General features: G+C 38.0%; 17 protein-coding genes and 1 pseudogene. 9 read left to right on the top strand and 9 right to left on the bottom strand.

The features are described 5' to 3' along the window. Nucleotides 1-109: 109 nt before the first annotated feature. Together E0485_RS07880 and E0485_RS07885 are read right to left on the bottom strand one after the other, a co-directional pair. Entirely contained in the window at nt 110-664 is a 555-nt protein-coding gene (locus E0485_RS07880; protein WP_132417451.1) for a hypothetical protein, read from the bottom strand. Nucleotides 665-737: 73 nt separating this feature from the next. Then, entirely contained in the window at nt 738-1,352 is a 615-nt protein-coding gene (locus tag E0485_RS07885) for a TetR/AcrR family transcriptional regulator (protein WP_132417452.1), read from the bottom strand. 167 nt (nt 1,353-1,519) lie between these two features. Here E0485_RS07885 and E0485_RS07890 point away from each other — a divergent pair, with 167 nt between their 5' ends. Both E0485_RS07890 and E0485_RS07895 read left to right on the top strand, forming a co-directional pair. Next, nucleotides 1,520-2,155, top strand: coding sequence for an NAD(P)H-binding protein (locus E0485_RS07890; protein ID WP_132417453.1), 636 nt, complete (start codon nt 1,520-1,522; stop codon nt 2,153-2,155). A gap of 237 nt (nt 2,156-2,392) precedes the next feature. Then, nucleotides 2,393-2,944, top strand: a complete 552-nt coding sequence (locus E0485_RS07895; protein WP_132417454.1) for a GNAT family N-acetyltransferase — start codon at nt 2,393-2,395, stop codon at nt 2,942-2,944. A gap of 78 nt (nt 2,945-3,022) precedes the next feature. Here E0485_RS07895 and E0485_RS07900 read toward each other — a convergent pair whose 3' ends face one another. Both E0485_RS07900 and E0485_RS07905 read right to left on the bottom strand, forming a co-directional pair. Beyond that, nucleotides 3,023-4,357, bottom strand: coding sequence for a stalk domain-containing protein (locus E0485_RS07900; RefSeq protein ID WP_132417455.1), 1,335 nt, complete (start codon nt 4,355-4,357; stop codon nt 3,023-3,025). Nucleotides 4,358-4,480: 123 nt separating this feature from the next. Further along, nucleotides 4,481-5,110, bottom strand: a complete 630-nt coding sequence (locus E0485_RS07905; RefSeq protein WP_132417456.1) for a YfbR-like 5'-deoxynucleotidase — start codon at nt 5,108-5,110, stop codon at nt 4,481-4,483. A gap of 200 nt (nt 5,111-5,310) precedes the next feature. On the opposite strand from E0485_RS07905, the gene E0485_RS07910 reads away from it, so the two are divergent. The 4 genes and pseudogenes from E0485_RS07910 to E0485_RS07925 all read left to right on the top strand — a co-directional run bounded on the left by E0485_RS07910 (nt 5,311) and on the right by E0485_RS07925 (nt 8,616). After that, nucleotides 5,311-5,526, top strand: coding sequence for a hypothetical protein (locus E0485_RS07910; RefSeq protein ID WP_132417457.1), 216 nt, complete (start codon nt 5,311-5,313; stop codon nt 5,524-5,526). A gap of 100 nt (nt 5,527-5,626) precedes the next feature. After that, nucleotides 5,627-5,950: pseudogene (locus E0485_RS07915) on the top strand (HAMP domain-containing protein); the annotation flags it as partial. Nucleotides 5,951-6,465: 515 nt separating this feature from the next. Then, entirely contained in the window at nt 6,466-7,167 is a 702-nt protein-coding gene (locus E0485_RS07920) for a response regulator transcription factor (RefSeq protein WP_132417459.1), read from the top strand. A gap of 6 nt (nt 7,168-7,173) precedes the next feature. Then, nucleotides 7,174-8,616, top strand: a complete 1,443-nt coding sequence (locus E0485_RS07925) for a sensor histidine kinase (protein WP_132417460.1) — start codon at nt 7,174-7,176, stop codon at nt 8,614-8,616. A 79-nt stretch (nt 8,617-8,695) separates the two neighbouring features. On the opposite strand, the gene E0485_RS07930 is transcribed toward E0485_RS07925, so the two are convergent. From E0485_RS07930 to E0485_RS07945, 4 genes are all read right to left on the bottom strand, one after another. Next, a complete protein-coding gene (locus E0485_RS07930; protein ID WP_132417461.1) occupies nt 8,696-9,052 on the bottom strand; it encodes a YxeA family protein in 357 nt (118 codons plus the stop codon). 5 nt (nt 9,053-9,057) lie between these two features. Continuing rightward, entirely contained in the window at nt 9,058-10,977 is a 1,920-nt protein-coding gene (locus tag E0485_RS07935) for an ABC transporter permease (protein ID WP_132417462.1), read from the bottom strand. Next, the gene (locus E0485_RS07940) at nt 10,964-11,731 is read right to left on the bottom strand and encodes an ABC transporter ATP-binding protein (RefSeq protein WP_132417463.1); all 768 of its coding nucleotides are present in this window, start codon (nt 11,729-11,731) and stop codon (nt 10,964-10,966) included. The genes E0485_RS07935 and E0485_RS07940 overlap by 14 nt, the downstream gene beginning before the upstream one ends. A 242-nt stretch (nt 11,732-11,973) precedes the next feature. After that, a complete protein-coding gene (locus E0485_RS07945) occupies nt 11,974-13,122 on the bottom strand; it encodes a VanZ family protein (protein WP_132417464.1) in 1,149 nt (382 codons plus the stop codon). Nucleotides 13,123-13,310: 188 nt separating this feature from the next. Here E0485_RS07945 and E0485_RS07950 point away from each other — a divergent pair, with 188 nt between their 5' ends. Beyond that, nucleotides 13,311-14,357 (top strand): DUF418 domain-containing protein, encoded by a 1,047-nt coding sequence (locus E0485_RS07950; protein ID WP_132417465.1) that lies wholly within the window; start codon nt 13,311-13,313, stop codon nt 14,355-14,357. A gap of 612 nt (nt 14,358-14,969) precedes the next feature. On the opposite strand, the gene E0485_RS07955 is transcribed toward E0485_RS07950, so the two are convergent. Continuing rightward, a complete protein-coding gene (locus tag E0485_RS07955; RefSeq protein ID WP_132417466.1) occupies nt 14,970-15,605 on the bottom strand; it encodes an SGNH/GDSL hydrolase family protein in 636 nt (211 codons plus the stop codon). A 162-nt stretch (nt 15,606-15,767) separates the two neighbouring features. On the opposite strand from E0485_RS07955, the gene E0485_RS07960 reads away from it, so the two are divergent. Together E0485_RS07960 and E0485_RS07965 are read left to right on the top strand one after the other, a co-directional pair. Beyond that, nucleotides 15,768-16,724, top strand: coding sequence for an alpha/beta fold hydrolase (locus E0485_RS07960; protein WP_132417467.1), 957 nt, complete (start codon nt 15,768-15,770; stop codon nt 16,722-16,724). Nucleotides 16,725-16,764: 40 nt separating this feature from the next. Next, nucleotides 16,765-17,268 (top strand): GNAT family N-acetyltransferase, encoded by a 504-nt coding sequence (locus E0485_RS07965; RefSeq protein ID WP_132417468.1) that lies wholly within the window; start codon nt 16,765-16,767, stop codon nt 17,266-17,268. Nucleotides 17,269-17,275: the final 7 nt, after the last annotated feature.

Genomic DNA, 17,275 nt, shown 5'->3' on the forward strand with positions numbered 1-17,275 from the left:
AAAAAACACTTCATTACCATTCCACATTTGTTGGGATATTATTTGTTGAACAGGAAAAAGGAAATAATTCCATTAGAAGCAAGGGAGGGTAGGCATTGGTATGTTGGATTTAAAAGTAGCTGACATCGGGATCAGCAGTATGACTTTGTTGAGGGAATAGGAATCTTTCGAAATAAGGTGATGATTGGCCCTTTAAGCGAAGTCCTTTTTCAATTTCTGTTGCAAAACGACGAGCATCTTCTACGTTTCGCTTGCCAGTAACGATGTCATGCATCAAATTTAAAGCCATAAAATTTGCCGCTTCTTGATCGCATTTAGCCGTAGCTTCGCCAGCAGTTCGGTCTGGATATAAACTGCCATCAAACTGTGCCAATTGATCAAAGAATTGAACAGGCACTTTATAATCAATCGTTTGTTCCAAATAATCAAGGTGGGGAGTCGGAAAGTTATGAAGCACTGTGTTCAGATGAACAGTCGTACGCTTCCAAGGACCATTGTTATACCAGGTAATTTTGGTCCAGCATGCTTCATTTGGTAAACCATATTTATAAATTAACAAATGAACAGTCTTTTTGGGTTCCCCGGTCCACCTCTCCAAAATTTGATCTAAAACCGGATGAATACGGAAATGTTGCTGATAATAACCACCTAAACCATGATCCATATAAAAGTCCCCTCCTATTAACAGATGTAATATTATATACGGGGCATCTGTCCATAGTTACACACGTTGAAAGCTAGATTTGAATGCCAGATACTTTAACAGGTCCGAAAATAGCCGTTTGTGATAAAATGCGTGCAACTTCTTCTGGTGACCTATCCATTCCAGATTCTAACCAATGTTGAATAAGACCAAGATGAGCCGAACTGATATAAGCGAGTAGATAATCTGGAGGAACCATTACATGATCTTCTTTAAGGAATGGCGAAAATCTATGAAGCAGGGTGTCTATAATCACATGTTTTAATTTATTCTGAAAAGAGGGGCTGCCTTTTGGGCCTAATAGAACTCTCATAAATTGATAATTTTCTCCAATAAATTCGAATAACTGTATGGATAAAGGCAATAAATCATCCACTTTCATTACTTTTTCAACATCATAGTTTGCATGATGCCAAAAAGTTACCACAATTTTGTTGAGCCCTTCAAAAATCTCTTTTTCACTTTGCTCGAGTAAATCGTACTTATCTTTATAGTGTTGGTAGAATGTCCCTCTATTAATATCAGCCTTTTCTGTCAAGTCACTTACTGTTATCGCTTCAAAGCCTTTTTCCTCCATTAATAGGGTAAAGGCTTCTATAATCATTCTCCTCGTTCGAGTAATTCGACGGTCTGTTTTCTTTAAGGTCATTTTTGCACATCCTTTTAATATCTTGAACATTTTTCTACTTATTGTTGAATAGTGAACAAAAGCTAAATTATTGATGATTGCTATAGCTACTCTATTTATTATAATGAACATGTAGAATGTTAATCAACAATGTGTACGTTATCTTTTAAGAATAAGGAGGAGTATTTGTGCAACAGACGCGTACAATTGCCATTATTGGTGGAACTGGTAAAGTGGGAAAGTATATCGCCAAAAGAGCGATTGACAATGGATATTACGTTCGAATGCTCGTGCGTAATCCAGATACCGTAATTTTTCCTGACCATCGTATTGAGGTCGTGCAAGGTGATGTGCTGGACATGATTACTTTGAGAACGGTGCTCAAAAGCTGCGATATCGTCATGAATACCTTTGGGCAACCTGCAAAAGCAGAACCGTTGTATAGTCAGGTAACAGAACAAATTCTAAGTATCATGAATGAATTTGGAATTTATAGGTATATTGGTGTCACAGGTGGGTCGCTCAATGTATCAGGGGATCAAAAGAGCATGAAGAATAAAATTGGTGAGAGATTATTTGCGCTGTTCTTTTCTAAGATGATGATAGATAAGAGAAGGGAACTAGATATATTAGAGAAAAGTCAAGTGGATTGGACGCTTGTACGGCTACCCTTTGTTAAGGAGGGCACAGAAAAAGGGGAAATAAAAGAAAATGTATTGGATATGCCAGGCAATTCCATTACGAACAACGATATTGCTAGTTTTTTAATACAACAAATAGATGATCAAAAATACTTAAGAAAAACTCCTTGTATTTCAGGCTAAATCAATTTACTTCGCTCAACTGGACACGATAGCTTAATAGCAACAGGCTAATGGCATCTTGGGCACCTTGTTCCGCTAGCGGGAAGATTTGTTGAATAATGGATATAAGCGGTATAAAATGTATATCTGAAAGGAATGAGAACGATGTAATCTTTAATGATATAGATCCCTTTGCAAGATCTCCGCCTTTATCCAATATGAGTCAGGTAGGAGTAATTAAACCATAGGAGGATCTAAATGAAAATTAATATTTGGACAGGCCATAAAGTTAGATTGCGTGCAATTCTCCCCACTGATTGGGATAAATTCCACAATAATGATTATGATTCTGATAGTGCTAGATTGTGTGATGTAATACATTTTCCAAGATCTGAAGATGGTACAAAGGCTTGGGCAGAGCATCAGGCATCCAAGGGTCCTAATGGGGATGAAAATATGCTTGCAATCGAAACTTTAGATGGAGTATTAGTGGGAAGCATAAGTACGAGTAAATGTGACACACGGAATGGAACATTTACATATGGTGTTGCTATTTTCAGAGAATACTGGCGTAAAGGTTATGCTTCGGAAGCGATAATGATACTGTTAAGATATTATTTTGAGGAATTACGCTATCAGAAAGTTACTGCACATGTTTATGCTTTTAATGATAATTCACTTGCACTTCATGAGCGGCTTGGATTCGTTCAAGAAGGAAGACTTAGAAATATGATTTTCACTCGTGGACAATATTTTGATGAATATTTATATGGCTTAACTAAAAGTGAATACGAAAAATTGAAGAGTTAAAGGGCAGTTTATGCTAATTGTGTTCGCACAAAAAAGCCGACAAATCTCATAGCATGAGATTTGTCGGCTTAACATGCATTACTTTGTGGTTGTGATGATGACAGTTTTTGTATTAGAATCCCAGTCAACTTTAGCACCAAGTGCTTCAGCGACGAATCGGGCAGGTACTAATGTACGATCATTAAGCTCGATTGGAGCGGTGTTTAAAGTAACTTGCTTGTCATTGATTGTGGCTGTAGTAGAGCCAATTTGCAGAGTAATTGTTAAATTATCAGCAGAACCGGTAACGATCTTCTTAGCAGAATCCCAATCAATTTTAACATTGAGCGCTTCAAAAATGGCACGCATCGGAACAAGAACACTACCATTTTGCTCAACAGGTGCTTGATCTGGGAAAGCTAATGTCTTTCCATCAATTGTAACCATAATTTCTTGTGAGCTGCTGGTTGTGGTCGATGTTTCAGCTCCAGCTTTTAAATTCTTTTTTAACGTCCCATCTAATAATATTTTGTAGTGATTATTGTCTGCTGTACGGTATAGGAAGCCGTCTTGTTCCAGACTAACAAAGTCCCCTTCAATGGGTTGTTTGGAGAACGGAGTTCTGGATTTGCCATCCAAACTAATTTTATAAATGTTACGCTGATTACTATCGTAATCTTCCATATCAAAATAGAGAGCGGAATCATCGATTTTGGCTACCGTTCCATACGAGTCGAGTTCAAATCGATGATTATCTTTACTACCCTTTTTGCTAATCACAGCAAAAGAAGTTTGAGCGTTATAATCGAATTCTGTATAGAAGAGATAATCGCCGTACGCATCGATAAAGTAGTTATCTGAATAGTCCACTGGAAAAGATGAGTAAGGTTCTGCCCCAGATCCGTCTATTTTCATTTTATAAATTCGGCCAGATTCTTTATCGCTATAATAGATCCAGCCATCGATCACGTTGAGCGTAAGCGTAGACGTGTTAGAAACGACTTGTTTCGATGATCCATCAAGGTTCATTTTGATAATGCTATCACCTGATTGGTTAACAATTTTGGCATAGTAAATCAAGCCGTCAGCAATAGCAAAGCTTGATACACTATCATCGCTAAGCTTAGTCGCTCCTGAACCGTCCGACTTCATTCGATAGATCTGACCGAGTGATAGAGAACCAAAACTGCCTGGATTATCCGTTGCTTTCAAATAATAAATCCATCCGTCAATTTCATATGGCTTTCCGAGAATGGTATCTTTTAGAACTTGAGTTGTCTTGTAATTAACCGTATCTGTCCAGAATAAGCCTGGATTTTCCCAATTACCAGCGGTTACGACAGTTTTATTGGTTGCCGCTTGAACAGATGGTGCGGATAAACCTACTTGTGCGAATACTACTAGGAAGCATAGAAATAGAACTAGCTTTTTCAATAGAAAATCCTCCTTAAATTAGCTGATAATAAGTCTGACTATTCTGACTTATTTAGTATTTATTATATATTAATTTAAAGAGTATCTGTTGTAAATACTAGATTTTAATCTAATTAATGCCATTCATGACGCTAAGGCGTCATGCGTGATCTGTTCAATATTGATAGGTGATCTTGCGCCTTCACTAACCATGTCGGGTAAAATATGGGCTAGGAAATAATCAACGCAGTGAAGCTTTATTCCTTTAATTTTGATCAATGCATTTCGATACATGGCGATAAATTCTTTCTCCGTATTACCTCTTTGCAGTTCAGTAAAGGCCTCGTAAACCTGATCCATTTTGTCCGCAACCTCTAATATTAGACCTTCCACTGAATCGTCTTTGCCTTCGCGTAGTTGTCTGCGGAAAATAGGCTTGAATTCATCTGGAATATGCTCGTCAATGAAGTGAGAGACCATACCTTCCTCAACTTGCTGCAGCATAGCACGCAGTTCTAGCGAATAGTGCTTGACGGGTGTTTTAATATCTCCGATAAATATTTCGCCGTAATCATGGCTGCTCGTGATTTCATATAATTTTTTCCAATCTATAGTGACTCCGTTATTTTCCTCGATATCTGCTAGTGTTTTCGCATATTGAACAACCTTCCAAGAATGAGCGGATACACTATGCTCCTCAAATTTGAATTTACCTGGGCAACGGATAATGCGCTCCAGATCGTTAAGTGATTGAAAATACGTATGAATTCCCATATGATGTTCCCTTTCTTTTGTAAAATGTAATGAGGTTCTATCTATAGTATACATGCTGATTGTTAACGGAGGATTAAATCAGTTCGTACCTCCATTCCCCTATGTGTGATAATTATCATCGATAGTCCAATTCTGAATTTTGAATAATAGGGAGAGTCCTTATAGATAGTGCAAGGTACATATAGAGGAGCGTGAAATCGATGGCAGCAAGCCGTGAAGTAGTGGAACAGGATTATGTTATCGAGCAGGTGAGACAGTTATATCAATGTACAGTATTGTGGTGCGAAGGGCGTCCGTGCCTAGAGTACGATAGTATCGAGGAGCTAGACAAAATATCCGATTATGTTAAAACCCGTTTTGATAAAGATTTACTTGATGTGTTTTTTGTTGCTGTCGAAAGCATTCCACAGGAATAAAGACCTATTTTTTTGTCGAACTGTTCTTTTGCTTATCGGTACGCTTGTGGCATTGCTTGCAATATTTATAATTATTTTTGTTAAGTAAAAGCCGCTTAAGTTAGTGAATGAAAAAATCACTGAAATTGCCCATAGCGGAGGGGATCTTACCGGACGACTAGATTACTCCGGCAAGGATGAAATTGGAGAAATCTCGAGATCCTTAAATGCGATGCTTGAGACCCTGCAATCCATTATTAAAGATGTCTGTAATGCCTCCGATAGTGTATTGAGTTCATCGAATAAATTGGTTGAAAATACGAAAGAAACGGCAAGTGCGACAGCGGAAATTACGAGACAGGGAGTAAGTATTGAGCAAGGGGCGGCAACATCTGTGCAAAGCACACTTGATGCCTCACATGCAATTAATGACTTGTACGTGTGAATCAACAACTAGCTATACCCAATGGATGTATCTGGGACTTACACTGGTAAAAGCTCTATCTCCCCAAGGATATCCACTATGAGATTGTATTCATGCTACGATAAGTTTTTATCTTCTGTTGGCGCGTCTAGCATTCTTTCTACATCGAAGGAGTGTCTTCAAGAACTGCTTGATGTAATCTGGCCCAGTCTACAGGTAAGAAACTTCATTTTCTTCGTTTTAATAAAAGGAATAGCGTTAACCGATTCAATAACAATCCTGCTTTCCCTGCGGCTGAAGAAAAATACAGAGCGAAATAGCATGCCAATTACGACGGACCGAGCCTTATTAGGCAATTTTGGCACGCTTGAGGTGTCGTCGGAGGTGCCGGGTCTGAATTCATTGAATAAACTAGGGGTTTACTCCAATACTTGAAAGTGTTCAGCGGCTTCATGGGTATGAACCGTGAATTTTTTGCGAAAGAATTAAAGAGAACTTTATAATGTAGATAAAGAGTGTGTTATGGAGGGAAACAAATGGTAAGTCATAAGTGGGTTTTAATCATAGACGATGAAGATGATTTAGCGCGTCTGATGAAGACAGTTTTACATAAAGAAGGTATTGCAGACGTTGTAACTGCGGGGACAGTTGCGGAGGGTTGGGAGAAGTTTCAGGAGTATAATCCTGAGCTTATATTGCTAGATATTATGTTGCCAGATGGAGAAGGATATGATTTATGCAGGAAAATTCGGGAAACGTCAAATGCACCGATCTTATTTATGTCTGCAAAGGATGAGGAAATTAATAAGCTTTTAGGACTGGCGATAGGTGGAGATGATTATATTACTAAACCGTTCAGTCCAAAAGAAGTCGCTTATCGGGTAAAGGCACAGCTGAGAAGGGCTGGCTTTACAGAGGAAAAAAAGGCTCCGAAAAGTTTGCATGTTGGCCCCTTTGAGCTTAGTCCCAATGAGACAGAATTAAAAAAGAATGGCGAAGCCGTTGTGCTTACCGCCAAAGAAGTCGGTTTAATGAGCTGTTTTATGCATCATCCGAATCAGATATTAAGCAAAGAAACCTTGTTTGGACAGGTGTGGGGTGAAGATTTTTTTGGTTCCGATAATACAGTAATGGTACATATTCGGCGCTTACGCGAAAAAATTGAGGTAGACCCTTCAATGCCTTCCTATTTATTAACGGTTAAAGGGTTAGGTTATAAATTACATACCAAGGGGTGAGACAAGTTGAAATGGAAATTGACACTCCGCTTTTTAAGATCGGTTATGACTATTGTTGTAATCGTTGGTATTGTAAATGTGATTTTGTTTCTTTTCCTATTCTTTTTACAGCTAAAAAATAATAATTTTGGCACTGAAGAAGCGTCTGCAGAAACCTTTAGCCGGACCTTTTCACAATATGTAGAACTACATTCTGGCAAACCTGTTGTGAACGAAGAAGGCCTCAAAAAACTGCAAGATATGAACGCCTGGGTACAATTCTTAAATAACCATGGGGAGCAAGTAGCTGCATATTACACACCTAAAGAATTGCAAACAGTGTATTCCCCTATTGAGATTGTACAAATGTATAAATATAAAGAATTAGATGCAAGCACGACTGTTTTTGTCAGCGAAGCCCAAAGATTCAGCTACTTTTTAGGGATTAAAAATCCGAAAGTAGGCCGCTATGTAATGACCTATGACTATGCTAAAATTTTTAAGGACGTTAATGTATTTCTCTCCATTTTTTTAATCGTTGATGTTCTTATTGTAATCTTCGTTGGATTTTTATTTGGGAAAAAGTTAACTGCACCACTTCATACATTAATAGATGGTATTCAACAGCTTAGGGAACGACGTTTTAAGAAATTGCCTACTCCCAATGGCGTTTATGAAGATGTTTTTCGCAATATGAATGAACTATCTGAAAAGCTCGATCGACATGAAGAGGAACGTAAGCGTCTCGACCAAATGCGTGAGGAATGGATTAGCAATGTTTCGCATGACATGAAAACACCACTTGCTTCTATTCAAGGTTATGCAGAATTTATAAACGACAGTGCTACAGATTTAACAGCCCAAGAATTACATGAATATACATCAATAATCAAGAGTAAATCTATGTATATGAAAGATTTGTTAGATGATCTCAATTTAACGATGCGTTTGCGTAATCACCAGCTATCTTTGCAATTTGAAGAGGTGAATCTCGTTCAGTTTCTACGAGAAATGACGATTGAACTTTTAAATGACCTGACATTTGGTGAACGACAGGTAGAGTTTGAGGCAAATGTGGTTAAAGCAGTGCATAAGGTGGATAAAAAATTACTAAAACGAGCGATCCTTAACTTTATCTACAACGCGCTGGTGCATAACGATGAAAATGTCGTGGTGAAGATTCGAGTGGAAACCATTAATCCAAAATATGGACAAAAGCATCCGTCCGGCAGCCTATCTCCAGATCCAGAATTTCATACCCAAATTTCGATTTCTGATAATGGCCATGGTATTCCAGCTAAAGATCTGGAACAGGTTTTTGAACGCTACTATCGGGGTACAAATACTACAAGCAAACATGGTACTGGCTTAGGAATGGCAATCGCAAGAGATATTATTTGGGCTCATGAGGGGAAACTCGATTTGACGAGCGTTGAAAATATTGGAACCACCATTACTATACTTTTATAATACAATTGCCTTACTTACTCATTAGGCAGAGAAAAGGGCTGTTCTCCACTTACTATTTTGGAGGCAGCCCTTCTTCTATTTATTTGTTTTTTTGTGCCATTTGCGGAATATCCTCTAATTTCACTTCATCGTATGATGATACTTGATCTCCTTTTTTTACATACATTTTTAAGTAGGCTCCTTTACGAAGATTTTTTTGTGCATTAAATTCAAGTTGAATTGTTTTACCTTTGGCATTTATAGCATCTAGTGTATACGAATAGGAGGTCATCACTGTACCATCGTTTAGTTTATATTCATGGGGTTCCCCATCCTTTGTTATTTGTAAATAGTAACTTTCGGCATTGAAGCGATTAAAGTCAAATTTAGCTAGAGCAAAGACACTTACAGCTCCTATAATAAACAAAATACCAATAGTAATTAGAAATTTTCTCATCTCAATCATCCTTCTGTTCTATTATTTTGTGTGATAATACGATTGTAAGAAGCTACGGTTAAAAAATAGTACAACCCATAAATCACTGTATAAGCAATCATCCAGAGCAACACAGGTTTTGCTAAATCTATCATCAGTAGACTAGAGAATGCTTTTAAAGCCACCACACTGTGCAATAACCCTACTGCCAAAGGTACAACAAAGATAACAAATACCTGTGACGCAATGGATTTCCGCATTTCTTTTGCACTGACACCCATTTTATGCAGCATATAGTACTGTGATTTATCTTCTTCTGCCTCTGTTAAAACTTTAAAGTAAATGATACTGCCTGTTGCAGCCAGAAATACGAGACCAAGGAAACTTCCGATAAAAAGTAGAGACCCCACACTTTCCAAGCTTGTTTGGTAATCTTGAGGAGCACTGGAAAATAGCGCTTCTTCAGGTAATTGCTTTGCAATTTCTTTAGATAAATCTACAGAGGCATGATCTACCCCAAGGACACGATAGTGCAGCACTTCCCCATCATTTCGCAATACTTTATACTGGTCATCCGAGACTACCACTGTTATACCTGCTGTGCCTCCATTCAATACGGTTTGTGTTTTAAAGCCTTGGAATGTGAGTTGATGGCCGTTTCCTGTCGTTATAGTTTTTCCTGTATATATAGGTGAGAACCTTTTATCATATCCAATATCTAAAATAACCGCGTAGCCATCATTTACATTTAATTTTTCTTTATGTTGTACACTTCCTAATTTGTTGTATGTTTTTTCATCGATAACTGTATATCCTCTTTTATCAGAGCTATCGAATGTTGATGGCGAGTTTAATTCTTTCGTATGAAACGTAATGGATAGTGCTTCGATATTTTTATCGTATTTTGTATCTGATAGTACAGCACTCACCTGTTTATCCATTTCTGCATCTGTTGATTGATACATAAAGGTATTCGGATTAATAGTTTTCGCCGAGTCATTCGTATTGTAATAAAGACTATAGACCGCTCCACCGGCTGTTACTGTCGTAGCACTCAACACCGCAATCACAGTTAATGTACGTGCATTCCCACGGACACGATAGAGCAGTTGCGAAATGGTCATTACATGAAGGCCTTTCCACAGCCACTTTTCATTTTTCTTAATCATTGCCAGCACAAAGCCAGTCACACTGTGGAACAATAAAAATGTACCCACAATAACCGTTGTTAAAATAATTAATACAGTCATGAGAAATCCAATTTTTTCCCATACCTTAGAAGTGAAAATATCCTGCATCGCGAGCCAATAGCCCAAGACAATTAGTAATACTCCAAGAACAGCTACTATCATAGATGATTTGGGCGCCACTTCTCCCTTTTTCGAAGCATGAAATAAATCAATCAGCTTAAATTTATAAATCAAGCGATAGCCTTGATACGATGTAACTAAGAAAATAAGCAGAAATACGATAGCAGTGTTCATCGCTGCTGCCGCTGAAAATGTAAAGGGTGCTACAACGTCATAACCCATTAAATGAATCAAAATCGTCATAAATCCTTTTGAACAAAGGAACCCAAGTACAATCCCTACTACTAAAGAGAATAATCCTAATAATAAATTTTCAAAAAAGAGCATAAAGCCTATTTGACGATTACGTACACCCAGCAACGCATACAATGCCACTTCTTTTTTACGTTTTTTCATAAAAAATGAATTAGAATAGGCGATAAATATGGCAACGAAAAAGATAAGGATGACTGCCGCCCCACTCATTAGTGAACCTAGTTTTTGCGATGAAGCCGTCTGTTCTGCAATCGTATCACTATATTTTAATGTCACAAATGTAAAGTAAATGATGATACTAAACACCATCGATGCAATGTATAAAAAATATTGAGAAAAGTTTCGTGCTATATTTCTTCTTGCTAGACTAAATAACGTCATCTACCTCACCCCCAATGGCTGCATGAACATCTAAGATCTCTTGGAAGAAGGCTTTGCGTGTCTGATCACGACGATATATTTCTGTTGAAAATGAACCATCCTTGATGAAAATAATCCGGCGGCAGAAGCTTGCGGCAAATGCATCATGGGTCACCATCATAATGGTCGAATTGTTATTTTCATTTAAAGTACTTAAGCTTTCCAATAAATCTGTTGCTGATTTGGAGTCGAGTGCACCTGTTGGTTCATCAGCCAAAATCAGTGCAGGCTCTGTCACAAGCGCTCTAGCCGCAGCGGTTCTTTGCTTTTGACCACCAGAAATTTGGTAAGGATATTTTGCCAGTAAATCTTCAATACCAAATACTTTAGAGATCTGAGTCACGAGGTGATTGATTTTCTTCGCTGGAATTTTAGCAATCGCCAGAGGAAGCAATATGTTTTCCTTTACAGTCAAGGAATCGAGTAAATTGTAATCTTGGAAGATGAAACCGAGATTATCACGTCGGAAGTCTGCCAAAGCTGTTTCCTTCATATCATGAATACTCTTATTCTTCATATAAATCTTCCCTTCAGTTGGAGAATCAATGGTTGCTAACAAATTTAGCAAGGTTGATTTTCCCGCTCCGGAAGGTCCCATAATCCCTACAAACTCACCTGCATGAATGTCAAAAGACACGTTTTCTAACGCTGTGTAAGCAGCACTTAACTTCCCGTACACTTTTTTTATATTTTCTATTTTTAATAATGGTTCCATTCATTTCACCTCTTAATTTGCTGATGCTTATACTATAGGCTGCGAACCTTACAGCAAATTCATGCCAACCTTACAACAAGCTTAAATCTACAAAAAAAGGGATACCCCGTAGCCATTTAAGACTACTACGGGGTACCCCTTTGCTATTGAATAGGATTTAGGTGAGTGTTTTGAGTGGGCGCTCCGCGGAGCTGTCTCCGCAATCTTCTCTAAAAATAACAAAAAGGAATCGCCCTTCTACATTATTTTTTTCTAGTTGTATATAAATCAGAAGCTTCATCAAAGTAGAAGCGGCGTTTTTCTTTGCCAAACACGACTAACATAACATGGATGAACAACACGATCGTTAAAGTGATATAGGTCAATCCAGCACCTAGCGTTAAGAATATAGATGCCTTATAAAATGGAGAATCCATTGATATTTCTAGGTTATTCAAAGTATTCGCAATTACTGTTGTGAAGTATATCGCGTAAATAGCACCAAAACGTTTAAATAATCGCTTGTTTGTTTCCACTCGACTTACTTTACTGTCATAGCGATAGCGCATAATTTTCGTACCGACTGTCGATCCGTTCCAAATCCATGGAATAATAAACAATGTTACAGAAAGTGTAATTGTAGTCGCAATAAATTCACTAACCATATTAACGTTGGTCATACTCAACACAACTTTAACTACCATGTTGCTGATAAATATATCAATCATAACAGCTAGCAACACAGACATTCCTCTTACTTCATCAAGAGCCAATAATCTTTCTGCTTTCTCATTAATTTTCTTTTTTGATGGGAATAACGCTAACACGGCTGGAGCAATAAAGAAACCCAGTACCCCGCCAGTAGTATTCAACAATAAATCATCCACATCAAAAATGCGATAAGGGCAATTATAAATTCCGTAAATGCCGGTTATCTGTGTTACCTCATAAAATAATGTTAATAAGAACGTGATTCCTAGCGCTTTCTTCCAGTATTTCTTGTCTTGAAAAAAGTATCGCAAATAAATACCAAAAGGTAATAAAAGCAAGAAATTGAAAAACGCTTGATAGAATGATGGTTGGCTAAATAACAGTCTATAAGTTGCAGGCTGTGATAAAACGATACCACTATTCCCTAAGTTGTTCACTATAAATTGAAATGGCATAAGTGAATAATGTTGTGTACCCGGTTTTTGTAGCGAACAAGTATTACGTATTTCTGGCAACGGCAACAAAACTAAAAATAACGCTGCTAGAAAGTAGAAGATAAATGAAAATGAAATTAACGTGGTAGAAAATGGAAGATAGTTATATTTTCTATATGTATAAATGAGCCATGGGATAGATAAGGCAAATGCTAAAACAACAAAACAGATCGCTGCCACAAAGATTGGTTGAGTATATACTGACATTGTTTCTCCCTTTCAAACACTAAATTTATTAAGTATTTATATTTACCATAAAACTGATTCTAATTCAACTGGAGTTGGAACATTTTATCATATTTAAGGATCCTGTAATGTTGGCATTAATTTAATGTAAGGTTCGCAACTTATACTGACTTCTAGCAAATAAAATTATTTTCAAAGGAGAAACATTAATGAATCCCTCCATTTCACAAAAAGAAAGAATTATTTCACTCGACATCATTCGCGGACTTGCTCTTTTTGGCATACTGCTTATAAATGTTGGAGCATTTAAAATTATTATGGAAGGTGATCCCTTACCAGACTATAGTGGCATTAATGGAATCATCAGTAGTTTGATAACTATCTTCGTACATAAAAAATTCTTTTCGATTTTTTCATTCCTATTTGGAGTAGGTCTATACATTTTCGCCTCAAGAGCCGAAAGCCGAGGAGATAAACCAAGATGGCGTATGGCTAGACGTTTACTAATCCTCTTGCTGCTGGGAATCATTCATTGGTTTATCTTTTGGGGAACAATTCTACCCGCATACTCCATTATCGGATTGTTTCTGATCCCTTTTTATCACACAACGGTTTCTACACTTAAAAAGTGGCTTGTTGGTATGACATCAATTTACATCATTTCCCTGGTGTCAAACATATTTACACCATCTCTTGGGGCAATATCATCTATCCTAGATATCTTTTCTAATGACGCTATACAAATCTTCATTATGTTTTTAGCTGGTTTTTTAACCGCAAAATCAGGTTGGCTGACACATATACAAGAATTGTCCAAACCCATTAGATGGATTCAAATTGCGTCATTTCTTTTGTTCGTTAGTTTCTCACTATGGATTTGGAACGCTTCTCAAAGCGGGAACAGCAATGTAGATTCAGTTACGGCCTTAGGATCACTCCCAACCACTATGTTTTACTTAACATCATTATTTCTACTTTTAGAAAATAAACACATTGTGAAATTTCTGACACCCATATCATGGGTTGGTCAAATGGCGTTTACAAATTATGTCACACAAAGCATTATAGGGACGACAATCATTTCAATTATAGGTCTCGAAGTCGTTTCACCAAAAGATGTTCTCTACATTGCAGTTCTGATTTATATTATTCAAATCATTTTTAGCACAATCTGGTTCAAGTTTTTTTCCATGGGACCCTTAGAAAAGGTTTGGCGCTTGATGACATACGGGACAAAGCATGCAACAAAACGATAAAAGCTCCTACGAAATTATTACCTAACACTTGAAAGTGTTCAGAGGCTTCATGGGGTTGGAGCCTAGAGGGATGATGTTTTTCTATACTCGTTTTCTATGTAGGACAAATTTCTGATGCGGGTAATTAAACTCCTCTACCAACTCATATTCAACAAAACCAAGTTTCTTATATCAGCATCGCTTGCCACAAATAGCGGTGTGTCTGTTTATATTTTAATTACCGTTCGCTTATAGCTTTCCAATCATTCTGCAGTGTCTAAACCAAGAAAGCTAGTTCTCACCTTTATCTAATTTACTATAGTACTCGATCGGGGGATTGCTTTAGTCATATATCTCTGGGTATAAAAAGCAAAAAAGAGTCTGAGCGATAAGGATTTCTCCTTTATCGCTCAGACTCTTTACCTAATTATATATAGCTATCACTTTCCAAATAAGAAAGTTAAATGAGTAGGAGCCACCTCGATCTGAGGTGGCTACCGTTGTAATATGGAGCTATTGTGACTGTAAGCTTAATTTTTTCTGCTAGTGTATGATGATGCACCACCAATTCCGGCTCCGATTGCAACACCGATTGCCACTCCAATAGCAAGGTTATGAAACATGATACCTTTTTTAGATAAGAAAAGGGGTCAATCCTTTTGCAATAACCAGGTGGCCTTTATCATTTGGGTGGATGGGCAAAGATCCGCTGAGCGCATCTTCTAGCTTGCCGTGTTGATACCCATAAATAAGATTAGCCTGTTTTCCTTCGAACCAATTGTGAGTAGGAACTACAGTTACCCCATATTTAGAGGCTAGCTCTTTTATCGTACAATTTAATTGGTCAATTGCTTCAACTGCAAGAGGGCTGTTCGGAAAAGGATTGTATTGCGTGCAGCATATGATCCGAGCACAGCTTCCTTTTTTGATCTGAGTAAAAATAGCACTTAAATTACGTCTATAGCTACTTATGATTTGTTTAGCAGCTAGTGGTTTCTTCGTTCGAAGTGAAGTTAGTGCAGCATTGGCTAGGTCAACTCCTCCAATCCAGACAGAAACAACAGAGGAGCGACAGATTACGGAGGAACCGTTCCATATCACGGCATCCAATAGATTACCGCTGTTCCACCCGGGTCTAGCCAGAACAAACCCTCGAACCTTTCGAGAATCAGAATTTAAAGCAGATACAGCCAATTGGGGATAAGAGCATGCCCAAGAAGATGCGTTCTCCCCGAATGTAATAGAATCTCCGAGCGCTGTATAGATCATGGGCTATCACCATCTCCTCTATTAACCCTATACATACAATTCATCTTAGAAATAATATATTGCAATGAGGTAATGGGGGTGTGGACATTAGCAAGCATTATTCGAGATGGGCAATTAACATAGTTGTTGTATAATGAATTCAAGGAGGTTACTGAAGGCGCGATGAATAAAATATTGAAGATCATAAAAAATGTTGTTCTAGTTATCATAGGAGTCTTGTTCTTAATAATTGCTATCAGTTACATCAATCATAGAATTCAATTGCATAACGAATCAGCTTTGCTAACACCTACTGGAACAGTGGTGAATGTAAATAACCATCAAATGCATGTTTATACCGAAGGCATTGGCGATAAGACACTTGTCTTTATGTCGGGTGGCGGTACTGCTTCTCCGGTGCTAGATTTTAAAGGGTTATATTCCAAACTGTCTGATCGATATAGAATTGCAGTCGTCGAAAAGGCGGGCTATGGTTATAGTGAAACTGCGGCTGTCTCTCGGGATATAGATACTATACTAGAAGAGACTAGGGCTGCTTTGACTTTAGCGGGTGAAAAGGCGCCATACGTCCTTTTTCCACACTCCATGTCTGGCATCGAAGCTCTCTATTGGGCGCAAAAATACCCGGAAGAGGTTGTTTCTATTATTGGGCTTGATCCTGCTATTCCAGCAGCATATGAGAAATATCCATTACCATCAGAATTGTCAATGGCGCTTACTAGCTTTGGCGCTCGTATCGGTATTACGCGTTTCTTCCCAGCCATTGTTGATTCTTCTGCCGCAATTCAAGAAAATCATTTGTTTGATCAAGAAAACAAGATTTACCGTGCGATATTTTATGCCAAAACACAAACATCGAACATGAATGAAGAAGTGAAGATGATCGTAAACAATGCGCAGAAAGTAGCGGATGGCGGAATCCCTGATGTACCGATGTACTTCTTTATTTCGAATGGTCAAGAAATACCATTAGCGGATTGGGGAAATCTATTAATTACATACGCGGAGTCTGCGAGGAATGGAAAGTATATGGTTTTGGATTGCGGTCATTATATTCATGACTATGAGCCTGAAATCATAGCGGAAGAGAGTATGAAATATATAGAAGGTTTGCAATAGACAAATCGCTCATACATTTTGTTAAAAGGAGGCGTCTGCCATGAAGGTTCTTGAAACAGATCGGCTAGTTCTTCGTTTTTTAACACCGGATGATGCGGAATTTATGTTTGAGTTATTAAATAGTCCTGGCTGGTTGGAATTCATCGGTGATAAAGGCATCAAAACCGTCGAGGACGCGCGTGATTATATTCTGAAGGGTCCTGTTGAAATGTATAACCGATTGGGCTTTGGTCTGTATTTGACCGAGCTTAAGGCAGATGCTGTTCCTATTGGGGTCTGCGGACTGATCAAAAGAGATGGGTTAGAAGATGTGGATATTGGCTATGCATTTCTTCCGAACTTCTGGGGGAAAGGATATGCGTACGAGTCAGCTGCTGGCGTTTTGGCCTATGGTAAGGAAGTGTTGGGCATAAATCGAATTGTGGCAATAACCTCTACGGACAATCTAAGATCAGCGAAGCTGCTTGAAAAGTTAGGGCTGCAATTTGAAAGAATGGTTAAGCTTTCGAATGATGGAGAAGAGATCAGATTATTTGGAATGTGATCAAGGT

The organism is Paenibacillus albiflavus (genome assembly GCF_004344915.1).
Taxonomy (GTDB): domain Bacteria; phylum Bacillota; class Bacilli; order Paenibacillales; family NBRC-103111; genus Paenibacillus_AM; species Paenibacillus_AM albiflavus.

Bases quoted from the DNA above. Each gene is read 5' to 3' on its own strand.
- E0485_RS07880 (WP_132417451.1), bottom strand. From the start codon at position 664: ATGGATCATGGTTTAGGTGGTTATTATCAGCAACATTTCCGTATTCAT.
- E0485_RS07885 (WP_132417452.1), bottom strand. From the start codon at position 1,352: ATGACCTTAAAGAAAACAGACCGTCGAATTACTCGAACGAGGAGAATG.
- E0485_RS07895 (WP_132417454.1), top strand. From the start codon at position 2,393: ATGAAAATTAATATTTGGACAGGCCATAAAGTTAGATTGCGTGCAATT.
- E0485_RS07905 (WP_132417456.1), bottom strand. From the start codon at position 5,110: ATGGGAATTCATACGTATTTTCAATCACTTAACGATCTGGAGCGCATT.
- E0485_RS07910 (WP_132417457.1), top strand. From the start codon at position 5,311: ATGGCAGCAAGCCGTGAAGTAGTGGAACAGGATTATGTTATCGAGCAG.
- E0485_RS07920 (WP_132417459.1), top strand. From the start codon at position 6,466: ATGGTAAGTCATAAGTGGGTTTTAATCATAGACGATGAAGATGATTTA.
- E0485_RS07930 (WP_132417461.1), bottom strand. From the start codon at position 9,052: ATGAGAAAATTTCTAATTACTATTGGTATTTTGTTTATTATAGGAGCT.
- E0485_RS07935 (WP_132417462.1), bottom strand. From the start codon at position 10,977: ATGACGTTATTTAGTCTAGCAAGAAGAAATATAGCACGAAACTTTTCT.
- E0485_RS07940 (WP_132417463.1), bottom strand. From the start codon at position 11,731: ATGGAACCATTATTAAAAATAGAAAATATAAAAAAAGTGTACGGGAAG.
- E0485_RS07945 (WP_132417464.1), bottom strand. From the start codon at position 13,122: ATGTCAGTATATACTCAACCAATCTTTGTGGCAGCGATCTGTTTTGTT.
- E0485_RS07950 (WP_132417465.1), top strand. From the start codon at position 13,311: ATGAATCCCTCCATTTCACAAAAAGAAAGAATTATTTCACTCGACATC.
- E0485_RS07955 (WP_132417466.1), bottom strand. From the start codon at position 15,605: ATGATCTATACAGCGCTCGGAGATTCTATTACATTCGGGGAGAACGCA.
- E0485_RS07960 (WP_132417467.1), top strand. From the start codon at position 15,768: ATGAATAAAATATTGAAGATCATAAAAAATGTTGTTCTAGTTATCATA.
- E0485_RS07965 (WP_132417468.1), top strand. From the start codon at position 16,765: ATGAAGGTTCTTGAAACAGATCGGCTAGTTCTTCGTTTTTTAACACCG.